9 protein-coding genes are annotated in these 26340 nt (G+C 39.1%); all 9 read right to left on the bottom strand.

The annotated features are described in order from the left end of the window. Positions 1-90 precede the first annotated feature (90 nt). A complete protein-coding gene (locus BM179_RS16040) occupies positions 91-2781 on the bottom strand; it encodes a glycoside hydrolase family 38 N-terminal domain-containing protein (protein ID WP_092018165.1) in 2691 nt (896 codons plus the stop codon). Positions 2782-2877: 96 nt separating this feature from the next. Then, positions 2878-5622, bottom strand: coding sequence for a glycoside hydrolase family 38 N-terminal domain-containing protein (locus BM179_RS16035; protein ID WP_092018164.1), 2745 nt, complete (start codon positions 5620-5622; stop codon positions 2878-2880). Positions 5623-5673: 51 nt separating this feature from the next. After that, positions 5674-7917: a glycosyl hydrolase family 95 catalytic domain-containing protein gene (locus tag BM179_RS16030; protein WP_218159236.1), complete on the bottom strand. Its 2244-nt coding sequence runs from the start codon at positions 7915-7917 to the stop codon at positions 5674-5676. Positions 7918-8177: 260 nt separating this feature from the next. Next, on the bottom strand, positions 8178-10841 hold the full coding sequence (locus BM179_RS16025) for a glycoside hydrolase family 38 N-terminal domain-containing protein (protein ID WP_092018162.1): 2664 nt from the start codon (positions 10839-10841) through the stop codon (positions 8178-8180). An 18-nt stretch (positions 10842-10859) separates the two neighbouring features. Next, positions 10860-12683, bottom strand: coding sequence for a class I mannose-6-phosphate isomerase (locus BM179_RS16020; RefSeq protein ID WP_218159235.1), 1824 nt, complete (start codon positions 12681-12683; stop codon positions 10860-10862). Positions 12684-13176: 493 nt separating this feature from the next. Next, positions 13177-16758, bottom strand: a complete 3582-nt coding sequence (locus tag BM179_RS16015; RefSeq protein ID WP_092018212.1) for a VCBS repeat-containing protein — start codon at positions 16756-16758, stop codon at positions 13177-13179. Between the two features lie 150 nt (positions 16759-16908). After that, the gene (locus tag BM179_RS16010; RefSeq protein ID WP_092018161.1) at positions 16909-19620 is read right to left on the bottom strand and encodes a GH92 family glycosyl hydrolase; all 2712 of its coding nucleotides are present in this window, start codon (positions 19618-19620) and stop codon (positions 16909-16911) included. Between the two features lie 138 nt (positions 19621-19758). Next, positions 19759-21534, bottom strand: coding sequence for a RagB/SusD family nutrient uptake outer membrane protein (locus BM179_RS16005; RefSeq protein WP_218159234.1), 1776 nt, complete (start codon positions 21532-21534; stop codon positions 19759-19761). Positions 21535-21638: 104 nt separating this feature from the next. Then, on the bottom strand, positions 21639-24755 hold the full coding sequence (locus BM179_RS16000) for a SusC/RagA family TonB-linked outer membrane protein (RefSeq protein ID WP_092018159.1): 3117 nt from the start codon (positions 24753-24755) through the stop codon (positions 21639-21641). Positions 24756-26340: the final 1585 nt, after the last annotated feature.

Below are 26340 nucleotides of genomic sequence, written 5' to 3'. Positions count from 1 at the left end.
ATGTAGTTTAATTTTATTTTAAATATTCCTGGTAACAAATAAATCTGATCATAACTTTCTATCTATGAAGGCTTTTCTATGCCTCCACAATTACTCCAATATAAAACTGACTGGCCCGAATGCCTTGATTGTACAATTAATTTTCCTCTGAACAATGTCAATCGGTTTTCCACTTACTTCACCACGAAGGTTTACCGGTGTAGCTTTATGGAATATGTTACCTTCAGGCAGCATTATACTAACCTCACCATTATTGCCGGCTTGTTCCCATATTCGTAAAAGAGTGCCTTTATTACCGTCAGGATCTTGTCCAAAGGCTGTTACAATTATTCCTCTGCGGGAAAGTTCAATTCCTTTTCGTTGTGCAGGCAATGTACCTGTGCTATTTTCCGGAATTATGCATTGCAATGGGCTCCGGGCTTCCAAAGCAGGAACTGCCATCTGATATTCTTTGACTGTATTAGCATCAAAACTCCAGATTCTTACACGGGAGCTCCAGGTACCAGCGTACCAATAGCGGTAATTAGTATTCCACTGATTATTATATAAGTTAACATATACAATAGGGGTTCTTGGCACAAAATCATACGAAAATTGCCAGATACCAGTTGTATCCAAACTGATAAGCGGGTGATCAATTGGTGCTACAGCAATACCTCTGCCTTCAGGGTCGGTTATGGTAACACCTTGCCCCACTGCATAGATATATTTGTTGGCACCGGATGCAATATCTGTTGCGGGATTCATAGTTCCTAATGGGCGATATACCTTAAAAACTGGATCCTTGATGTTAAACGGGAGTGCGAGCCAATCAGCTTCCGGCCAGTTATCTTTTGCTTTGTTGAGAATGGTTATTTCCAGATCAAGGTAAGGCTGCCCTTCTACCAGCGTTACTTTTAATTGTGATGCCGGTAAATAGTTAGATGTATCCACAGGCATTTCCAAGGTTGCTGTTTGCTGTAAAGTACTATTGCTGATTATTAGTTTACCACCTCTGGGAGATGCTTTGCGATAAGGTACTTGTTTTTCGGAAATCATGCCAGGTTTAGCTATTCCGGGGTGCAGCCATTCACCGCTTGCTCCAAACATTTGCCATGCCCGTTTGTTCTGGTAGTCTGCCGTATATTTTGCGGTTTGCTCATAAGTAAAGCGTTCATTAATATAGGTTCCTGTCTGGTTTCCTGACAGGTTGGCTGCCCAATCATGACCGGTTCGTTTATCTATAAGTGATCTGATGCCACCTTTATCGACATCAAAGGTGATTTTATAAAATTGATTTTCGATACTTTTTTCGTCTGATGTTGTCAGCACTTGCTTAGCACCAAGAGGAACGATAGTATAGCCCCCGGCAGGAATATTTTTCACAAACATTGATGTTCCATCCACCTCTATCATCCCATTGCGCTGCCAGGGTAAAGGGTTATAGACAATTACACTGTTCGGTTCTGACTTTACTGATCGTGCCAGTAACTTCAGGTTATCCTGTTTCATCTGATTAGCAATACGGGAGGCGCTCCGGACATAGCCTGTTTTATCATCCCATGAAGCTTCAAGGTCTGTAAATTTTGTGGCGGGTAGTTTTTTAAAAGCCTCACCATAGTCATTTACCGAAGCTGCTCCACCCCAGGTATGTTCTGCATACAAAGCCATCATTTCGAAAGCTTTTTTTACAGAGTCATTAACAGAGGCCACCGGGGCTCCCCAATTCTTCAGTTGGGTGTTCATTAATTCATCAGCTGCTAATAAAGGCACCGTTTCTCTTGACAGCTTTGCCCCTCCGGGGTCGCACATTACCCCATGAACCCAGGTATCGGGCATTTCCTCTTTAAAAACAGGCAAGTTGGGTTTTTCGGCCATAAAAGCATTATAAAAATCGTTCATACTGCCAGTCCTTACTTTCACACCGGGCATTTTTTTATGAATTTCATCAAATAAGTCTTTTACTTCACTTTCTTTAGGCGGTCCGGAATTATCCATTGTTACTAAAATTGCCGGCCATACTTTATAAGGCCAGTCGGCCGGAGGTATTAAATTTTGTCCGATAAACTTATCGCCTTTTCCCCATTGGTGTGGCCAGCTCAGTCCTGTCGCTGTTCCATAATTGCTCGAATAAAAAGTAAGCAAACGGGAACCATCAGGTCCTTCCCACCAGAATATCCCTGGTGTACGTACATAACCGCTTGGCCAATTACAACCAATATGTAAAAACTTTACCCCGGCATTTACCAAAACCGTTGCCAGTTCTCCTGAATGCGAGGGCATATCTGTAACTTTTGCCGATATAGGAAGCGGAAGCTGATATTGTCGGGAAAGCTGAGAGGCGAAACCAAGTCCGCGGGTAATTACTTCGGGTTCGCAAACATCTGTTTCTATCGTAAAAGGCATTGCGTGGGTAATGAATCTTCCGTTCCGGAATGCCTCATCCAGTTTACTTCTTCGTTCAGGTGTTTGTCCCTGCCATGGTTCCATCGCCTTAGCCATTACCCATCCAGGGGCAGTCCACCTGAACTCCTGTCCTTTTGGTACAGCCTTAGAAGTACTCATGGCTTTGAGTGCTCTATCAATCATTTCAGTCCGGTAATATTGCACCACGTCTTTTACACGATGTGTATAACCAATATCGAAATGTGTTTTAAAAACTACAATAACCTCTTTTACCTTATCATTTCTGACAAAAGAATCGGGTTGTTTGCTCTGAGGTTTTGCGGTTTGCGCTAAAGCATTATTTATGACAATGCACAAGATCGTTAGAAAAAGTAAGACAAGTTTCGATTTATTCATTGCATGATAACTGGAGTTAAATGTGTTTTTATGGCTAATACTTCTGAGGCAGCTTCTTTTATTTCTTTCTCCTATCTGCCATTTTCAAACAGTTAATTATTCCAATATGAAACTGGCTGGTCCGAATGCCTTGATCGAACAACTGAACTTTCCTTTGACAATATTCACAGACCTTCCACTTATTTCGCCACGAAGGTTTACAGGTGTGGCTTTCCGGTATATTTTACCAGCCGGTAAAGTCACATCAACTATACCTTTATTACCAGCTTGTTCCCATATTCGTAAAAGAGTACCTTTATTTCCATCGGGATCCTTGCCAAAGGCTGTAACCAGTACGCCTTTAGGGGAAACAGCAATACCTGCTTGCTGCACAGGTAATTTTGCTCCTTCTCCGCTGCTTGAGGTTATGGTCATAAGAGGCACTCTCGCTTCCCATGATTGTATGGCGAGGTTCTCAGAAGTTTTGATACCAGGCTGAATATTCCAGATACGAACCCTTTCTGTCCAGGTTCCTTCTGTCCAGTAAGGGAAATTGGTATTCCACATATTGTTATACAAATTCACAAAAACAGTTGGTTGCTTCGGAAAATAATCATAATCGTATTTCCAGAGTCCTGGTTCGCCAAAACTTAACAGGGGAGCATCAATAGCACAAAGGCCGACTCCAGATTGATCCGGAGACACAACAGATGCACCGCTTTGGACGGCATATAAATACCTGTTTCCCCCTACAATCTGATCCTTAGCCAGATCTATTGTACCTCCTAAGCGGCCTAAGATATATTTAGGGTTATTTACATTAAAAGGGAAACAAAGCCACCCTCCGTCAGGTACGGTATTAGGTATTTTGTTTTCAACCTTCCATTCCACATCTACATAGGCAAAAGCATTGGGAAAGGTAAAACTTATGGAAACAGATTGTGCAACAGGTTTTGCATGAATCGTAGTAAGTGTAACTTCTGTGCTAACTGACGTCCGGGTTGTTTTCATCGTCCAGTCGCTAAACGTAGTGGCCAAATAAGCAATATCTTTAGGCATATTTGGTTTAAGACCAGCCAAAGGATTATTCACTGTATAATTCCGATCGTGATAATCTTTAGTTTGATCGTAGCTGAAGCGTTCATGCAAAAATTCTCCTAACGCATAGTTTGAATGCTGATCAACTAATTCTTTTCCTGTGCTTTTTTCAATTAACGAAGTAATACCGCCTTTCTTTGTATCGAATTTTACTGAATAAAAAGTGGTATTCAGTGTTGTTGCGCTTTTATCAGTATCATCAATAGCAACATCCGTTGTCTTCGGTTTGGCGAATGTTTTGTAACCATTGGCAGGTATATTTTCTGCCAGTATTTTTTCTCCGTCTATTTCAACTATCCCGCTGCGCATCCAGGGCAGTGGATTATACACGATTATATTACCTGGTCTGGTTTTTACATGATCCGACAGCAGTTTCATACTTTCAGCAAAATTGTTGGTAACAAGGCTGTCTGTAATATTGATGTAATGAGCTTTGTCTTTAAAGCTTGCTTCAAATTTCCTGTAAAAGCCTTCTTTTCTTGCTTTCACAAACTCATCGTTGTATTTATACCGTTTTTCTACAGGTACTTCTGTTTTCCCGTCGGTTGAAAAAAATCCTGTACCCGGTGCCCATGCACCAAAAGTATGTTCACTAAAGAGCATACTATTTTCATAGGCTTTTGCTAATGGTTCTGCTAAAGAAGGGGTTTTAATACCCCAGTTTTTGAGCTGGGTATTAAAAATCTCCAGCGCCGGTTCTAGCGGGCGAACATTTCTCGCTGTTTTCGATTCCTGAGGCATGGCCATTACACCATGAATCCAGGGGTCAACCATATCACCACGAATTGTCGGCACTTCCGGGTTTTCCTGCAACAACACTTTTGCATATTCTTCCAGATCGGCTAAATGCAGGCGTACGCCTTTCATTGTTGCAACTTGTTTTTTTACAGCTTCAATTTCTTTGGAAGAAGGAGGACCTTCATTATCATGCGTCATAATTACGGCAAGGTAATTTTTTGAAGGCCAGTTTTTGGGAGGCTCTACTCCCGAACCGTAATGAGGGGTGTAGTTACAAAGTACTTTTGAGCCATCGGGGCCTTCCCACCAAAAAAGCTGCGGAAGTCTCATAGCCTGCACGGTGTAGTTACAGCCTATCTGAATAAATTTGATACCTGCGTTATGAAGTAAAGTGGGTAATAACCAGCTATGCGCAGGAACATCAGTCATCTTTGCCGCAATGGGTAATTTATGCCCGTATTCCCTGGCAATTTGCGAGGAAAAGATTAAACTCCTTACATAATCTTCCTGCTCCATCACATCCGACTCTAAAGTAGCAGGCAAGCCATGTACATTGATTGCTCCTTCTCTCAAAGCCTGTTCTACTTTTTGTTTTCGTTCAGGCGTTTGCAAAGGACCAAGTATATCTGCTTTCATTGGCCAACCGGCTATAGTCCATTTAAATCGCTCTTTAACAGGTTTTTTTCTGTCAGCTTCAAATAAACGGGTAGCATTGTCCATCATATCTACTCTGTATTTTTTAAATACGGCATCAGCCGACATCGTATATCCCAAATCACAATGGGTTTTAAATACGACCCAGATATCGCTTACAATCGGGGCTTTTTTACCCGGAAGCAGATTTGAAACCGGTGGTGGTACAGGGATAGGTGATACTGGTGTATTTCCAGATATTTCCTGTGCTGATATTCTGAATGGTCCTGTTAACAATAACGCAAGGAAAATGTATGGAAAAATCGTAACACGTTTCGCATTAAGTGTTGCAAGGCAGGCTACTGCCAGTTTTATTTGTTTCGTTTTTTGCATGCCATGAATGTTGTTTTAAACAAATATGATAGTACGATCTTTCCACAACCGTTAAATATCACCCCCCTCCGGTGTTATGAATAATGTTTCACCTGCTAATGTTGGCAACTTAATTTTTTCACCATCCTGCTTCCTTACTTTTCTGTATTTGCTTTTAATGATTAATGTTTTGCCTTTCCATGGATTCTGAATAACACAATCCTGTCCTTTCTCACTCGTAATAATCAAATATTTAACCGCTTTATTTTTTAATTCAGACGAAACCAAAAAAGCACCATCACACCTGATATTTGAAAAAGAAGCATTCTTTTCCTTTGGCCAAACGGCAAATACACGCAATACATTCTGGTTTGACATACATAACATTTCATTAATAGTATTGGGTACTGTACTACAATTCTCAATACCATGCGGGTTACCTGATTGAAAGCCATTAGGGTAGGTATGCAAACTATAATCATGAAGTTTTGTCAAAATAGTATCAGAATTATATCCCACCCTAACGGCTGCCGGGAAAAAGCTATTGGAGCCATTATAATCCTTCCATCTGTTCATAACCTCTATCGTATTTCTGGCAACCTGCAGCAGATTACTGTCGCTTTCTAAGCCAATTTGCCCTGCCGGATAAATATGCTGGATTCCAAGAGTATTGTCATTCCACCAGTCAGTTCCTTTTTCGCTGTATCTGAAAACAGTCTTTCCATTTCTGACCTGAAATGTATATCCGGAAAGATGATCAATCTTTTCTTTCCAGTCATCCCGCAATGCTTTATCTTCATTCAACAATGTACTCATATCAATGGCAGTTTTTAATACCACAGGTACCAAACCCAGGGATAGAATTGGGTTCATAGTTCCGAAAGTACCTTCATGGATAGCATCATTTTCAATGATATAACGTTTGCCGTCTTTCTTCAGATAGTGTTGCCAGAATATGGCTACAGAGCGGATGAACGGATATACATGCTTTGCAAAAGAGCGGTCATAGGTCTTATAAAAATGCATAGACATTGTAACAGCGCAATAGGCCGCATTACTTTTTTGTCCAAAAAATAAACCCTCGTCCTCAGTCTTATAATTCATGAGTGAATTTTTGCGAGTCGTTTCTATACCCAAAGGGCCTATTCCGACGGGATACAGCACCCCATCCGGAATTTGAGTAATCTTCTCAGAATAATATTTTCCTCTTTCTATAAAGTCGAGCAAAGGCTCGTAGTAAGGCATTGCCTGCTCAAGATGGTTGGATGAATACAAGGCATAAAACGGCGCTGTATAATTATAATTGAGGTGATAATCTCCATTCCAGCTAGGAATTTCACGCGTTACCCAACTACCAAATATCCCTGGTGGAAATTTCGGATCACGACTACACGATGCCAGATTATACTGAGACCTGTAATACTGTTGTTCAATGACAGGATCTTCAATATTCACCAAACTTTTATTCCAGAAGTGTTTCCACCATGCAAGATGTGCTTTGCGTGTACTTTTAACTGTTTCTATTGATGTTTTTCTTATTTGTTGTTTAACTATTTGAAGGCAATTTGTATCCCTGAAATTGCTTGATAATGCACATACCATGACCATTGTCTCACCTGGTTTGAGCAAAAATTCATTCGAATCCTTTCCTATTATTTTTAAAGCCGCAACAGCCTGACTTTGAATACTTACATCCTTTACAAAAGCCCGTTGTATCCATTGCAAACCCTGTGCATCGTTTCCGGAAGAGGTACTATCCGGGAATTTATTTTCAAGGGGCGGATTTACATAAAACTGATCAGCCTGAGGTAACAATAATGCAACCTTCCCTCCCATTGAAGCCTGTCCATTGTTTTTTATCTCAATAATTAACCAATCTTTGGTAGCAGCAACTTCCGATCGAATAATAGCTGAAGCATTTCCTTTGGTAAAATCTGCTGTGGCAGAAGCGTGATATAAATCCTGCTGAATTTTGTAGGAAGCAGATTTTAAAGAAGGAATATCAATCTGTAATGTACCCAGTACAGCAGGAAAGGATTCATTGTATGCCGATTTCAATCTCCAGAAATCATTGCGTGTCAGGTAATAGGTCTGCTGCTCAGGTTGTCCGGCCATAGCCACAGCGACAGAGCCATTTCCCAGCAACGGGCCATCTACGGCTACCCTGCCCGGAGTTTTGGAAGGCGGAGATAAAAAAATATTTTTGTGCCTGCCAATAATTTGTTCAGGAGATTTCATTTGCCCGCTGACATCGCAAACAAACATTGGCAGCCCTATAAATACATACCCGAATATTTTCAAAAACCACTTATACATATTTTTCGTATAATTTAAAATATGACATAATATCGAATAAATAGGGACTAAAAGTCCCTACCTATTAATCTACCCAAAACAAGTACTATACTCCACTTAAATCTTATTCTTACTTCAAATGAGTCAAAAACGGGTCATTCATCCTTCCCTTGTAGTTTCATTTAACAATTTCCTTCTCTATTCCGGAGCTGGTAACCTTTTAGAATAAACGTCACTATTTCAGTCTGGTTACACAGGTTTAAACTCCTGTAAGATGTGGTCTATTCTAAAATAAAACTTAGCGGGGCGTACGCACTAAAACTACATTCGAATTTACCAGAGCTAATTTTTACAGGTTCTCCTTTTTTCTCTCCTCTTAAGTTTACCGGAGTTGCCTTTAACACTTTCATGCCTTTTGGCAAAGTCACAGTAAATTTTCCTGAATTTCCGGCTTGTTCCCACAAGCGTAGTATGGTTCCGTTTCCATCCGGATTTTTCCCGAATGCTGTAACCAGGATTCCTTTTTGAGATAATTCAATACCTTCAGCAGATACCGGCAGATTCCCTCCGTTGTTATGCATTAAAACGGATAAAAGTGGCGATCTGGATTCTTCAGACGGGGTAACTATTGATTTTTCATTATTGAAATGATCTACACCCCATAAATTAATTTTCGCAGACCATGAGCCTTCAACCCATTCGGTAAAGTTCGTACTCCAGATATTGTTGTAGAGATTGATAAAGACATTTGGTTTCTGAGGAATGAAATACCCCGAAAACTTCCATAATCCCGGTCTGTCCAGACTGATACCCGGAGCATCAGGTGAAGAGAGCCCGAAGCCGTTTCCATTGTTATCAATTACTGACATACCGGAATTAAGGAAACAATAGTCGAAATTGGTGCCTTTAATAAAATCCTTAGCCGGATCAACTATTCCACCCAGTCTCCCTAATTTAAACGTCGGGTTTTCTACTTTGAAGGGCAGACTTATCCAGCCTGCTTCCGGCCAGGGTTCTGCCGGCTTATTGTTAATATTCCATATCAATTCTACATTCGGCGTATTTTTATACAAACTTACCGTAACAGAATAGTCATGCGGAAGATTTGCCGAAGGAGAAAAGATCATAGTAGCACTTACTGCAGCCGGACTTTCTGAATAAACAATTCTGGCATTCTTCCCAGTTTCTGAAATATGCGGCCCTTCTGATAAATTGGGTCTGCCTAATTCGGCATTTGCCCATTCTTTACCCATAGCCTTAACATAGACATCTGTATAGTTTTCAGCATCTTTCTTGCTAAAACGTTCATAAAGGTATTGACCGAAACCATATTCACTTTTGGTATCAACCATTTCTCTCCCGGAACTTTTTTCGACAATAGAACTTATGGCTCCTTTAGCGGGATCAAATTGTATTTTAAAGTATTTATTTTCTATGCTGTTGGCTGATTGACTGACGAAAAGCTCTTTTTCTGAAAGCGTTACATTTTCATTCACCAAAGCATAGGTACGATAGCCGGAAGCCGGAACATTCTTAGCTACAAATTGAATAATATTCTTTTCATTCGAAACAGGGATCATTTCTCCGGTTTCAACATCTTTTACAGCCGTTCCTGAGGTATTTTCTTTAATCGTTACCACACCATCCCTTTTCCATGGCAAAGAGTTATAAACAACAATTGCTTTCCCTTTTACATTTATTTCTTTAGCCAGTTCTCTGAATTGTCTGTTTAAGGAAGGGGTTACCTTTTTATCAGCTTCAAATACACGATTTGCCTTTTCTTTCCAGGATCTTTCGATATCATCAAACACACCTTTTGCTCTTTGTATCTTAAAATCGTCTCCATAAGCCCAAACACCATTACTGCCATGACTCATTGCCATACCGAAAGTATGTTCATCAAATAAAAGTGTATTCGTATATGCTTCAGACAATAATCCGGAGATATTGTACCCTTTTGGTGACCACATGTCATATAAAGTATTGAGCGACTCCAACGCAAAAAGCTCTTTGCTAATTCTGCGGGAATCCTTTACTTCTCTTGGCATAGACATGAACCCATGAATCCAGGTATCAGGCATATCACCCTTAACTATCGGTAACCGGGGTTTTTCTTTAATAATTTCATCATAAAAATCAGACATTCGCCCAATCTTTACTTTGGCATTCGGAGCCAGTTTATGCAGATCCTGCAAATATTTCTCAACTTCTTCCGGAGTAGGCGGTCCTGAATTATCATTTGTCTGCATTATTGCCAGCCAGCTTTTATAAGGCCAATCCGGAGGCGGTAACAAAGAGGTACCGTAATATTTTTCTGAATACATTGTCATGAGTTTCGAACCATCCGGTCCCTCCCACCAAAACAAAACCGGAACTTTGGGAGATTGTGATGCAGGATTGCAACCGATATGAAGGAATTTTACTCCCGAATTATTCAAAAGCGTCGGTAAAATCCATGAATGGCTCGGAACATCAGACATTTTCGAATCATATGGCAGGGATAAGCCATACTTCCGAGAAATAGCTGAAGAAATATTCAGTCCTCTAACCAGCATTTCAAGATCGGCAGACTCCGTTTCCATACTAAATGGTAAAGCGTGTACTGCGAAACGGCCGTTTGCCAAAGCAGCTTCTACTTTAGTTTTGACAGCGGGAACACTCTGTGTTAACATCTGGCTCATTGGCCAGCCGGAAACGGTCCAGACGAATTGTTTTTCCAGTGGCAGCTTCTTGTTCTTTTCAACAATTTCTAAGGCATTTTCCATCATGGAAGTGCTGTATTTCTGAACAACCGCTTCTGCATAGTCTGTATAGCCAATATCAAAGTGTGTTTTAAAAACAAGAACAATCTGCCTTACAGCAGTATCAATCTTTACTTGTTGGGCAAATGCAGCAGATCTGCTGAACAACAAAATTGTTAAAAGCCACAGTGTCTTTTGTTTCATATCGATTATAGTGTTAATCTACTTTAAGAATGCTTTGATAACCTTTGCCCGGTTTTTGCCTGAATTTGTAAGCGTATAACTTCGTGCAGCAGCCGGAATAATAAAAGTTTCAGCATAAGCAAACGTCTTTTTGCTGCCATCTGCTGTCTGTACTGTAACTGAATCCCCCTCCACCAACATCATCACATGACAACAGTCATTGGTATCAATACTTATTGTTTTATCAAATTCAATCCGATGTACATCATAAAAATGCTCTTTGTGAGTCGGTAAATGAATCAGTTGCCAGTCTTTGCCTTCTCCGATAACTGTTGGAACTGAAATAAGCGTTTTCTGAACCTGATCTCCTTTCCGGGCAAAATCAAGGTTATTAAAAGCGTGGTCAATGTTTATTGGTCTGGGATTTCCATCCATATCCAACCGCAGCCAATCGTACATTTTAAAGGTAAAAATGTATGGTGTAGCACTGATTTCAAGCACCAGATTATCAGCCCCGGCACTGTGAACAGTACCATTCGGAATTAAAAAAAGATCATGCTTTTTTGAAGAATGTACTTGTACGTATTCTTCAATGTTCAGCGTAACATTCTCTTTCTGGCTTTTTATTAAATCATTTTTGAATTTAACATCGTCGATATTTTCCTGAAACCCCAGGTAAACCTTAGCACTATGTTTACAATCAAGAATATAATATGTTTCATCCTGAGTAATTGTTTCTCCAAAATGTTCCTGAATGTATTTCAGTCCCGGATGGCATTGAATTGATAAATTGCCGCCATCGTAAGTATCCAGAAAATCAAACCGTATCGGAAATTCATCACCATATTGTTTTGCATGTTTGCCAAGCACCTGCTCCTGATTATGAAACATCAGAAAGTCAAACGAAACTTCAGCCAGGCAACCATCACTTTCAAAAACCAATCCGTTCTCGGGTACAATTAATTCAAAAGACCAGGCAATATTAATCTCTCCGTTATCCGCTTTGGGAATATGCTGTTTTATCCATTGCCCTCCCCATACGCCAGGTTCAAACCATGGCCTGACCCGAATCATCGAACGACTGATTTTGTTCAGACCTTCAATAAAATCTGTCTTTGACAACCAGTTGATGTTATCGAGCCATTGCCCATCGGCGACAACGGTAATTTTATCAAATATTTCCTTTTTGTGTCGATTTAAAACAGGCCAGTCCACAAAATAGAATCGCTTATACATTAAATAGGATTCATAAAGCCTGGTACTGCCTAAATTCGTAATGCTGCCAGCCCGCATTCTGTATTGCAATTCATTTTTAGGCAGATCTATATAAATTACTGGTGCTGACCAATCTATCAGGGCTGCTCCTGAACCTATTACAATATTTATCTCACAGTCTGCCCTTGGTAATTGTGCAGAAAAGTCTTCCAGTTCATAAAAGTCTTTTATTTCCAAAGTACATTTTGTCCCCCAGACAGAGTCGGGTTCAGCTAAAAATGGCAATACCATTTCTTCAACCGCTGATTCGGGTTTTAAGTACGAGCCTGTTCTGATCCAATTGCTCGTTAAGCCCTCATCTACAAGATATTGATGAATAGCTGATTCAATTTTGTCCCAAAATAACCCGGCATAACCATCAATAATTACAGTCTTATGCTTTATTATCCATCTGGCAAGAGAATCAAAGCCACTGAAAATTTTATTTCCGCCAAGCGGGTAAACCGGATAGATATGATATGCCTCCCTCTCCGATTCTATTGCCTCCCGGTTTAATTTTACCGGCATAAGTTCCCGGGAAGATTTGCGCAATACTTCCTCCACCTGCATCTGACTAAAGGTTTGTGTATGAATGTTATCTGGATTCATATTTATAGGAGATAATATTTTATTTTTTATAAAAACAACCTCAGCAGACACTTTTTTAATTCTATTATAAATAGGAATTATTCTATAAATAATATTATGTACAAACATATGAACATTATTCATTATAACAAAATAATCCTCCTATAAATTTCACTCAGAAAGAGCGGTATTTACCTTAATTTCATGTGGAAGATCATGTGTTCCATTACCCGCAGACATATTGCTATTCAGGTACAAACACTTTCAGAAAAGCCCTGAAACAGGCTTTTTAATCTGAGGGAAAGAGCTATAAATCTACTTAGATGATATAAAATTGAGAGGCTGGTTTCTGTGTAAGTACTTCGTGGTTTGAATAAATGATTGGCACCGAATATCCTGGTTTTTATTTTATGTGTCAGGTTTAAAACTGCTTTTGCCAGGTCTGCTGTTTTTGCAGGATTCGGAAAAAGCAGTTTCCTGATTTATAGTAAATACTGTTTATTTCTGATATCTATTAAAAATCCAATTTCCTTGTTTTCCCAATGTTATCGGTAATCATAACGGATTTCACATTTTTATCAATGCTCAGGAATCTTGAAGATTGTGACAAAAAAGAAGACCCGTAATTGAACTCACGTTTTTGCTTTTTACCATTTCTATAAAATATTTCAGAACTTGCATCATTCTGTCGCAAGGAAATACTTTTAGTGTCTTTTTTTAGTGTATATATTTTCAGAGGTCCACGGTTTTGTCCGGCAGCCAGCAGATACCTTCCGTTTTTACTTCTTAATTTTACCAACGCCTTTCCATTTCCCGGAATGAAAATACCGCTTTCCAGAATGGATTGAGGGATAAAGTTTCCTTTTCCGTCACCTTTCAGGAGTAATCCGTTTAAGGCATCATAACGCCCTACAGTTACATCCGTTCCGTAATCGTTCGTATTCATTACCAGATCGGTGTTGCCATCTCCATCGAAATCATCTGTTATGATGCCATTTAAGGCAGAAAACTGTGCTTTGACAGGCAAAGGGCTTATTGTAAATTTACCATTGCCATCATTTCTGCAATAGGATGAATTGAAATTATTTGCCTTTAGCATTATTCCATCCTTTAACTGCTCTTTTGTGAACAGCTGATCCATTGTAGCTTTGGCATAGGATTTATAATCTGAAAATTTTGCCTTCATTCCTATAATTTGTTTGGTCATATCATCTCTGAGCGGAACGGGGAATTCTTTTTTCACCGGATCTTCCTGACTGGCAGGAAGAAATAAAGAAAGGATCGCATCATAACTACCATTGGAGTCGAAATCTTTGGCATAAACTGATACAGGATACTGCTCAGAAGCCTTAAAAAAGGAATTTTGTCCGAGGTTTCCCAAAACATAATCAATGTCGCCGTCATTATCAAAATCACCGGGAGCGATGGTATTCCACCATCCGATCTGGTTTGAAATACCGGAATTTTCTGTCACGTTTTTAAAGATTCCTTTATTATTTCTGAAAAACGTAACCGGCATCCATTCTCCTGCCAATATCATATCAGGCCATCCGTCATTGTCGAAATCGGTAAACAATGCATCACAGACAAGCCCGATATTATTAAGTTCCTTTGCTACCTGATGTGTTACGTCAGTAAACTTAATCTGCCCGTTCTTAGTATCATTTCTATAGATATAACTCGATACAGGTTTAGGGTAAGACCAGGGCTCCACACGTCCTGCAATAAAAAGATCAAGATCGCCATCCTTATCATAATCAATTGCTCTTGCACAGGATTTACTGGTAAAGTTTTGAGGAAAAGCATTTAAATCAGGGCTAAAATTCCCTTTTCCATCATTTCTGAAAAACTCATCTCTGTAGGTAATCGTATTTGCCTGGCTTTCATACCCGCCTCTTGCCAGGTAAAGATCCAGATCACCGTCCCCATCTGCATCAAACAAGGAAATACCCATGTCCTGAAAGGCTTTACCACTTGTTTCATCAGGACTCATTATGGTTTTCTGCGAAAATAAACCATTGGCCTGCTGCAACAAAAGCGTGGTTTCAAATGAAGTACTTCCTCCTATTATCATATCATCCAGGCCATCACCATTTACATCACCTGCCGCTAAGCCCGGACCATATTCTGAAAACTTATGTGGTAATAATTTCTGAATGTTAAAATCAATAAAATCCTGCTGATGATGTATAAAACGGATGTTCAGGGAATCTGAGATCTCTTTAAATAAAGTATTTTTTGCAAAAACAGGCTGCTCCCATGAATAACGGCTGACCGCATTTTTTTTGTCAATTTTTAATGTTTGATCCAATGTTACTTTTGTCAGTACCTGCCTGGCTCCGTCCGGCCATTTTATAACCAGAGAATCGAGCATTGTGACAGTCCCAAGACCAAAATGAGGATTTAACTGCACCGAAGACAAATAACCACGGTAAGGACTTTGCTCATAAGTCTGCTGCTTCCCCTCAAAATATAGTTCTATCCAGGTACCCAAACCATCCCGGTTGGAAGAATCACCGTTTAGTTTTAGAGACAGGTAATGTTCTTTCGACGGATCAGCATCTCTCAGAGTATTTTTGTAGAGAAAAGCCTTATCATTGATATTATTAATAACCATATCCAGATCTCCGTCATTATCAAGGTCTGCATAAGCAGCCCCATTGGAAAAAGAGACCTTATTTAGTCCCCAATTATCAGATACATTGCTGAAATTACAATTGCCATTATTCCTGAATGCATATTTGTGCAATTTAACCTGTGGTATCTGTTCTAAAGTATTGGAGAGAGAAGCAAGAGGAGATGGGTCTTTACGAAATGCTATAAAATCATGGTCGGTAACATCTTTCGGAAAACCATTGGTTACAACCATATCCCGAAGTCCGTCATTGTCAAAATCAGCCACGAGAGGTGTCCAGCTCCAATCCGTCTCAGCTATTCCTGCCAGATAACCTACATCACTAAAAACAGGATCTCCGATAGAATCATTGGCAGTTACCCTCGGTCCCTGATTAATATGCAAGGTATTTCTGACGTATTGGTACTGATATCTGAAAAAATCATTGAGCTGAAATGACTGATAACTGCTTGAGTTCATCATCATTTTCTTACGATAATTGTCTTCCGGATTCATGTCCAGTTCTACTATATCCGACAGTCCGTCATTATTAATATCAATCACATCCTGTCCCATTCCATTGGCAGAAGTATGTTTGAAATAAGAGGCAGCTTTGTCAGTAAAAGTTCCGTCATGGTTGTTTATATATAGCAGGTCATTGGCAATAAAATCATTGGTCACAAAAATATCTTTCCATCCGTCCCTGTTAATATCTGCTACGGTTGCACCATGTCCGTAACCTTCAATCGTAAGTCCCGCCTGATGTGTCACGTCTGTAAATACAGGATGTTTCAGACGATCATTCCAGTCATTTCTATACAATTTTCCGGTGCTTGGAAATGAACCATCTTTTATTTTCTGTTTGAAAACAGAGGGATTCACTTCCTGCAGAATCTGGTTAACCACAAGGTACATATCCAAATCACCGTCATTATCATAATCAAAAAAGTTGGCCATGGTTGAGTGACTGGAATCATTCAACCCGTACTCTTCTGACATTTCCTTAAAAACAGGATTTCCATTTCTGTCTAATCCCTGATTGACATAAAGTATATTCTCCCTTTTCTCAGGGTTTTTATCCATTGATGCACAAATGTACAGATCTGTTTTTCCATCATTATTGATGTCAATCACTGATACACCTCTGCACCATTTCCCATTTCCGCTTACTCCTGCACTGTTTGTAATATCTTCAAATTTCAAATCTCCTTTATTCAGATATAATTTATTGGAAACCATACTTCCGGTGAAGTAAATGTCCTGCAAACCGTCATTATTAAAGTCTCCGATACCTACACCTCCTCCATTGTAAATATTGGTTAAATTAATCGGATTGATAGAGTCATTCTCTGCAATCTCATTGCTAAAATTAATCCCCGAATGTTCAGGTGATATCAGCTGAAATAATTCAGGTTTCTGACCACAGGAAAAAAGGAATACGGAAATAGCAGAAAAAAGAAAAAAGGAGAATACAGTTCTCATATGCCAATTATTTAATACCATGAAATCAAGCTTAAAATGTAATCTATTGAAAAAGAAGGTACTTCTTTCAACCGCTATCTGTACCTGAATTTGTCCGGCACAAATAGCAGTTGCTTTTCCGGTTCATTGCTGTTGCTTCTTTTCTGAACCTTACTTAACTCCTGGAGGTAAGTTCGTTCTGCCCCATTTTTTATTTGGTTTAGAATCGAGTGAAATTTCGAGTTTCCCTCCTTTAGAATAATCTTCATGGCTAAACCAGAAATTATCCAGCGGTTTACCATTAAGCTGTACTTTTTTTATATAGACATTCTTTTCAGTATTGTTAAATGTTTTTATCACAAACTCTTTCCCCTTATAATACTGAGGATCAAGTTTTATTACCACCTGATCAAAAACAGGACTTGTAATATCGTAAACAGGTTTTAAAGCCACATTTCCCTGTAAATTAAATAAGCCAACAGCCATTAATGCACTTAAAGCGCCCATTTGTCCCTGGTCTTCATCCTGCCCGCCATAGCCCAGATCAGGAGTAATACCTCCGTAAGCATACTCTTTTATTTTACGTACCCAGTATTGTGTTAACCATGGTTTTCCTGCATAATTAAAAACATGTGCGTCAGATAACCCGGGTTGATTGGCATAACTTATATAACCTTTACCATACTCTTCTACAAAATCAGCTTCCAGGGCTTTTTCAAAAGCGAAATTAAGCCTTTCACATAATACAGAATTGCCTCCCATGAGTTTTGCTAGCCCGTTTATATCATGAGAAACGCCCCAGGTTGCCTGCCATGAATTAGCTTCTATCCATCCGGAACCACTCAGGGCATCGGTATGAATAAATCTGCCTTCTCTGTTTTTGGGAAATAATAATTTCTGACCGGGATCATAGAGTTTTTTCCATCCTGCTGACCTTTTTGTGAAGAAATCATAATCTTCCTTACGGTTAAGTTTATAAGCCATTTGAGCTGCGGCATAGTCTTGAAACGCTGCTTCTACTGTAATTCCTGCATTATCAGGCCAATAGCCGTTTTTTGTATAAAACGTTACCTCCTCTTCACTTCCCAATACGCCACCTGGCAAATGATTTGCCTTAATAATATCAAATGCCAGATTAGGGTCAGTCTTTTTTAAAAGTCCTTTCATGTAAGTCCCGACAATGAGATTGGTAACCGGACAACTGGTCATTATATAAGTATCTCCACCGCCCACAGGTCCTCGTGGCAACAGACCACCATCTTCAGCAAATCTTAACATACTTAATGACATATCTTCCTGTACTTCAGGCCATGCAAGTCCCCAAAGTATATTCAGATTCCATTGAGTCAACCACCAGGCATCGGTGTTATACATGTTGAATTTCACTTTCCCGTCAGCCATTTTCGGGAGGGTTTTAATTCTGAATGTAGTGTCGTTCAATGGAATAGCACCTTTTCTGTTAGTCCGATCCGGATAGTCCCCCGACACATCGTTTATTTTATGACGGCCAAGTAATACATGCCATAAATCAGTGTAGAATTTTATCTGATGGTCAATTTTTCCTCCGCTGACATCTATTTTCCCGAGCCAGGTATTCCAGATCTTTTTTGATTCAGATTTTATGGCATTAAAATCCCATCCGCTGCATTCTTCTTCTAAATTTTTACGGGCATTCTCAATACTGGTATAAGAAATTGCGATTTTCATTTGTACCTGTTCCCCAGCTTGTACATCATATTGAGGAGCAACTCCGATACTATCACCTTTCAGTGTAGTGATATTATTCAGAAGCTTTTTCCCGCTCCAGCCGTTCATTGTTTTAAACGGTTTATCAAATGTTATAACAAAAAAGACTTTAACATCTTTAGGGCCTCCCCACAATCTTCCGACATCACTAAATGAACCCTCAAATGAGGTATTATTAACCTGTTTTACCTGAGCATGAGTCATGGTTGTTCCACAAATAACACCACCCAGGTTGGTAATAATCTGAGCACTCATATCTTTCGTATAAGTAAAACGATAGAAACTTACTCTATCAGTTGTAGTCAGCTCAACCCAGGTATGGTGGTCACTTAGAAAATTTCGCTGATAGCCAGGTTGTACAATTTCGTCGTCATGACTGTACTGAGATTGCCAGACCGTTTCGCCACCGACAGGATTAACAGATGATGGAGCCGGCATGATTTCCAACCCGGAAAGACTCCAGTCATGAATTTGTCCGTAACCTAAAATATGATCTTCATTATACACATATCCTCCACCCCATTGGTTTTTGTTGCGGGTATGTGGTGCAGCACTCATCATCCCGAAAGGTCTGCAACCCGTTATGAAATAAAAGTAACGCCCTCTGTTTGTTTCAATATAGGGATCAACCTTTGAAACATAATCATTATTGTTCTCCGGCGACCGGAAAACTTCTATTTCAGAAAGACCCAGATTAGAACCGTCTCCATCTGTTACAATAAAGCGTACCCATTTTATCTTTTTTGTCTTAAAAGTAACTGTTTTTGCCATTCCGTTATTAGGAATCGCATTTACCCATACTACGGATCCATCGCTAAACAGCAGTTTACCGCTACCTGTAAATTCTTTCAGTGTAGGTCTGTCATATAACACAATTCTATTTACCGAAACTTCTTCTTTCCAATCGAGTTGTATCCAGGGGAACCTGACATAACCCCAAAAAGCAGTCTGTCCCTGACAAGCCCACTCTCCTTTATTTTCAATACCGATAAAACCATCTGTTACGTTCTGAGGTGAATATTCCGGACTAAAGGTAGTGGATGCTGTTGCCTTAGCCAGTACTGCAATATTGTCTGTTCCGGCCTCAGCATTTATGGCAAGTAACAGGGAACATACAAGTAAAATAATATATTTCATTGATCTATATTTTTGCCGGGTTTTATACCTTAAACAGAGAAAATGGAGTCGTTTACAACCCCATTTTCTGCTGTTTACATTTAACTATTTAATAAGAAACAGATTTTATTCCATTTAATCTTCCTGTAAAAACATTGATTAGTATCCCGGATTCTGTTTTAAAACCCCATGGCTTCTCTTAATTTCTGTATCCGGAATCGGGAACAAATAATAAAAATCACCCGGCCACTTACTTCTCACTTCTGCTGCGGCAATTACCCCATATTTAAATGCTAATTTACCCAACACATTTATGTCCCCGGGAGGAACACCGGTCCAGTCCATTGTAACACTGGTTAAGCCTCTGATCGGAATATCGACATTACCCGGTGCAGCTTTCCATCTCATAAGATCCCAGAAACGTGAATCCTCCAGACATAATTCTATTGCTCTTTCGTTTCTGTAATCTCTCAGAAGTTTTGCTCCAGAACTTTTGATATCAGGCATACCTACTGAAGCTCTGCTTCTTACTTTATTAATGTAAGTACGTGCCACATCTTCTTTACCTAAAGCCATTTCAATCTCAGCGTAGTTTAAATAAAATTCCGCTAATCTCATATAAGGTACTACCTGGTTATAATCATAGTCAAAACTGGCACGAGGACCTGAGAAGTCACAGAACTTTCTGAAAGTATAACCTGTCTGAACATTCCAGTGGAAAGGAGTTAAGCCTTTCACCCAATACGTTTTAGAGTCTCTTCCGTAATCAAAAAGGTCAAAGCCATTACCCGGATCTTTTTTGTTAGGATTCTGATATGGAGGTGCATTATCCGGATTCGGGTTGGCATCTTCCCAATATTCATATCTTCTCAAAGTACTTTTAGCACCATCGTTAATTGTAAATGGTCCTGCACCCGGATAAATGACAGTGCTGTAATATCTTGGATCCCTGTTTTCATTAGGCATTTGTTCATTATATCCCGAAGCAGGGTTCACAGTCACACCATCCTCCAGATATGGATACTCTCCATTCTTTAGCTGGAACATATTTACAAAAGTCTGGGTCGGCATAACACGTTGTCTGGCATCAAAACCACTTGGCCAATAGTCGTAATTATAACCCCAGTCTGGTATTCTGCTCGCAGGCGTAAAGGATTTACCAAAAATAATTTCATCCGTTTGTAAAGGCTTAACATAAAGCTCGTCACGTTTAGGGTGCAATGTATATGATAAATCAAGTACTGCTTTGGTTGCTGCTTCAGCAGCCTGCCATTTGCTCAGGTCGTTTGAAGGGTTATTCAACGGACTCGCAGCATATAATAATATTTTTGCTTTTAAAGCCATTGCTGCAGGCTTACTAATCTGTCCTGCGTTGATTGTATAACCGTCTAACTGACTAATGGCTGTATCACATTCAGCTAATACAAATTTATTACACTCATCATATGTATTTCTGGCTACATCAAAGCTGGCATCCGTTAAACTAAAGCTGTTTTTAATGATAGGAACTCCACCAAAAGTACGCATTAATTCAAAATACATCCATGCTCTCAGAAAGTGTACCTGTCCTCTCATAAATTTGAGCTTATCAGGGCTTATCGCAGAACCTTTATCAGTTTTTTCAAAGAAAATATTGGCTTTTCTGATATAGTTGTATTCCTTATTCCAAATTGAAAGGCCATCGCTATCAGAGATAATGTCATTAACATTAAATGGACTCATAATCCCTTGCACATATTCACGAATACCTAATGCAGCGTCATGCGTCTGAGGCTGATCTACTGCCACATCAGTCAATGTTTCATATCCACCCGATCCTGGTTTCCAGGGAGGCTTGATTCCACTGTAAATATCGTACACATAGCCCTGAAGAAATACCGGGTCATTGAAAACGGCATCATCAGAAATAGCATCCAATGGCTTTTTGTCCAACACATCTTTACAAGAAAAGATGGTAATCAAGAGGAGAACAAAGGATACTAAAAAGGCCGATCTTTTATTTTTATATATGTTTTTTAGACGTATCATGTATTTAGTATTTAAAAAGTAAGATTTATCCCAAAAGTCACATTTTTCAAATTCGGATAGGCATTTCCATTTGTACTTCCTGTTAAATTCGAAGTTAAATTTGAAGCTGAACTTCTGTTTCCGGCTGTATTGATATTCAAAACATTACTTGGATTACCCGCAGGAGCACTGTTGGTTTCCGGATCACCGGCACCATACTTACTAAGGCTGTTAAACAGCATAAACAGGTTGTCTGCTGATACGTAAACCCTTAAGTTTGAAATCTTAGCTTTGGAAAGTAGTGATTTTGGCAGATTATATCCTAATTGAGCAGATTTAAAACGCATCCATGTTACATCATGGTAATAAAAATCACTGTTCGCACCTTCTAATCCGGACATGTTATAATTTATATTCGGAAGTTCTGCATTAGGATTTGCCGGCGAATAACTGTTAAGCGCTACATATTGAAGGTTATTACCTCCTGCATCTGCGTTAAAGCCATTGCTTAGTCTCCATTTGGCGCCGCTTTGTCCCTGCAACAATATATACAAGTCAAAGTTTTTGTAATTTAATGTCAGGTTAACCCCAAACTGCATTTTTGGGAATGGAGAAGCCTGAAATCTATACTGATCATTTACATCAATTTTGCCATCACCATTTAAATCCGCAAAAATCAAATCTCCTACTTTCGCGCCAGGATAGCTTACCTTATCCTTAAGATCCTGTGCAGATCTGTAAATGCCGATGGCCTGATATACTAAAGGAGAATTAAGCGGATTTCCTTCTAATTTCTGATAGGGTTGTGCTAACGGAGGTTCATCAAAGTAAACAATCTTATTTTCACTATATGTTAAATTAGCCCCGATTCTCATACCAACCTGACCAATTGTCTTATTGTAAGCTCCCTGAAAATCAATCCCTCTGCTATTCATTTTTCCAATGTTTTCATCAGGAAGTGTTAAACCTGTATATCCGGGAATAGATGCCTGTCTTTTAGCAAGAATATTTGAAGTTGTGGTATTAAAAGCATCAATTTCAAAAGTCAGGTTATTATTCAGGAATCCAAGTTCCAGACCAATGTTTGTTGTTTCACTGACTTCCCAGGTAATATTAGGGTTCGGTGTTGTTTTTGGCCCGAGGCTTCTTACATCTGCGCCATTAACCACCCAGCCGTTTGTATAACCATAAGCTCCGACATATTGATAAGGATCAACTCTGTCGTTACCCAATTGTCCCCATGAACCTCTTAATTTCAGGTTACTGAACATACTATTTTTAACAAACGGTTCTTCGCTGATCACCCATGCCGCTGAAGCCTGCGGGAAAAACCCGAATCTTTTACCAGGAGGGAAGGTCGTCGAGCCATCATAACGGGAACTGAATCCGAAGAGATATTTCCCTTTGTACTCGTAAGCTACACGCCCGAAGATATTTTGCCGTCCATTTGAAGTAGCAGTTCCTGAGTTACTCTGATTTGCCGGAATCGGGCTACCTGCAAATAATTGGTCAATCACCGGAGAATCATATCCAAGACGCTGAGCATAAAAGTAGTTGTCATCATAATTTGACTGTTCATACGCTACAAAGCCGCTTAATTTATGATCTTTGTTGATCGTATTTTCATAAGTAAGTCTTATGTTTTGAGTTGTTCTCAGGGTTTGGGCATAAAACTCTTTCAATCCGATATCTTCTACTGATCTTGAAGGAACCTGTATTATACTTCCTGAAGGATCTTTTCTGTAATAAACCCAGGTATAGTTAAAGTTTTTATCATACTCGTAATTTTTAGTCAAAGACATGAATCCTTCCAATGCCAATCCTGTTACCGGAAGTTTATACTTAAACTTTAATGTTCCTGTAGCAACATCCGTTACAAGTTTCTGATAACCAGGACTTAAAAGTCTGGCAGCAGGATTAAGCTGTGACCAGCCTTCGGTAGGATATCTGTAGTCTCCGTCTACATAGGCCGGCTGCAATGGACTGGTGTTTGCAAAACTTCCGATTTGGTCTGAACCACCCTGAGGATACTGAACATTTTTTTGTCTGTATGATATATCTACCCCGACATCCAGTTTCTTAGTCACTGCCACATCCATATTAGCCCGGATGTTATATTGATTAAGTTTGGTTTTATCATCCGCACGAAGAATCCCTCCTTGTGAGACTGTACCCAATGAAACAAAATATCTTGTAGTTTCAGTCCCTCCTCTCATCGTAAGAGATTGTCTTGCTACTGTAGCCGGAGGAGCAACCAAAGCACCATACCAGTCTTCAGATTTTCTTTGTCCGCTTTTGAACTGGTTAACGAAATCATCTGAGAATGTTGCAGGTCTGCCGTCTGCTGCATCTTTGTTATTAATAACCGACATATACTCCATGGCATTGGCAGATTGTACTCTCATGGTCGGAGATTGAAGCGTATAGGTAGAAACAAAGTCAAAGGTAGGTTTTCCTGTTTTACCACGTTTAGTGGTTACCAGCACAACTCCACCAGCCGACTGAGCTCCATAAATCGCAGCAGAAGCATCTTTTAACACAGAAATGCTTTCTATATCATTAGGATCCAGACGGTTTAAGCCATCAGGATCGGCATTAGCCACCCCGTCGATAACAATTAAAGCGGAGCTGTTTCTGAAAGTTCTCGGTCCCCGAACTGTAATACTCGCATTATCCTGACCTGGGACAGAACTCGTCTGGTTAACAAATAACCCCGGTAACTTACCTGATAAGGAGTTGGAGATTGATACGTTGTTTGATCTGGTTATTTCCTTGCCACTGGTTTGAACAACGGCATTGGTAAGTTCAGATTTCTTTTGCGTACCATAGCCGACTACCACCACCTCATCCAGCGACTGGTTATCATCTTCCATCGTAATATTGATAGCGCTCTGGTCATTTACGACAACTTGTTTGGATATATGACCTACTGAACTGAAAACCAGAGTAGCTCCTTTTGAAGCACTGATGGAATAATTCCCGGAGCCGTCGGTAGTCGTACCTCTTGACGTGCCTTTAACTTGAATACTAACCCCGGGCAGGCCAGCATTATTACTGTCAGATACTTTTCCTTTTATTACCTGGGCGAATAATTGTGCGCTAAAAAGACATAGTAAAACAGTAATGAAAACAGTAAATTTACATTTCATTTTCGTTTAGATTACGGTGAAAAATGGGTTTTAAATTTTATGCCGATAGTTAAATTGAATAATTATGGGGGTAAGGGTGTTATTATTTTCATCTGAAAATCAGTTAAATATATTGACGATAAATTATTAGAACTTTCCGGATAGTTACAGCAACACACACTCTTTCATTCAGGGTAATACTCTTCCACGCGGTCTTTTTCAAGGCTACGATTCTCCCTATTCGACTGGGAATTTTCCCGGGAGAACTCAGTAAACAATATTTAGTTTATCATTTATGAATTATCATTTCATTTGCCGGAAACTGTGTTTGTAAATGGCTCAGCAGGATAAGAACATTTATAAAAAATGCTTTAAAAGGTGTTTAAACGAAGAACTATACTCCAACTGCATATATTCTGACCAACAAAATTTTAAGCTAATCTCCAAATTCGTTAATCCATTAAAAATCAGCACACTGAAATCCTGATATAAGTTTTAAACAGTCGGTAAAAGATAAAAACACAACAAAGGGTAATGCAAGAAAGTAATTCTCTAAAAGATTCAATCGGGTAATTTAAAGCACCGTTTAAGGTAAATAAAGGAGATTAATATTCCGGACAGGTTAATCAAATATAAAAGAGCACTATTTTTATTGTTGTCCCGGAATGAAGACGATATCAAAAGAGTTTAGCTCCGAAAGCTGATATCACCTATATTTTCGAATTATTCAAAACATTTCAGAAACCTCTTGTACAAAAGCACAAATTAATCCTGATAAAAGCGTTGAATACAATTTTAATCAGACTTCCGGAATACTGCCCTTTACAGGAATAATTTAGGGTTTAACCGAAGAATCTTCAATCAAATGAAAAATTAATTGTTTGTAAAATACCGTTTTTAAAGTCCGATATTCCATTCTAATTAAAATTCAACTTATTCTGCAAAAAATATTATGTACAAACATATGAACATTATTTGTGATAACAAAATTATTTTAAAACAAATTTTATCCAGAAAGACAGATAGTTATCTTAATTTTATGTATAAACAAATTAATCTGTTTAAGGGCAGAATCATTAAAAAAAGCCTTTCGGGATAAAGAAGGTTGATACCAAGGACAGAGAGCCTTCTGAGATAAAGAAGACTAACATCGGGGGCAAGGAAATCTGTACAAAACCTTGTTATAACTGAACGGGTAAAAATCAGCATAAGGGCAGTATCAGACAAGCTCAGCTCAAAAAGCTGATCCCGTTTAAATTGATAAACAATTCAATAGTATTTCAGAAACAGCTTGTACAAATGCACAAATTAATCCTGATAAAAGCATTAAACACAAGTCTTTACTAAAAATACCTGAACATTACTTCTGAAAAGCACCTGGTAGATTAATTCAAAATTTAATCCATATTTCTTCGGATAAATCATCTCTGATAAACCTTTCAATGAATAAATACCTGATTAAATCCTTAGCCTTAATTTACTGCACCAATAATCAAACCAAAGATTAATTACTGATAAAATGCCTCTTCAAAAGACTATGTTTTATACTAATTTAAATTCAAATTATTCTATAAAAAATATTATGTACAAACATATAAACATTATT

The sequence above is a fragment of the Pseudarcicella hirudinis genome, assembly GCF_900115665.1.
GTDB classification, from domain to species: domain Bacteria; phylum Bacteroidota; class Bacteroidia; order Cytophagales; family Spirosomataceae; genus Pseudarcicella; species Pseudarcicella hirudinis.
The sequence above is the reverse complement of the archived record's forward strand: the minus strand, read 5'-3'. Positions and strand labels throughout refer to the sequence as shown.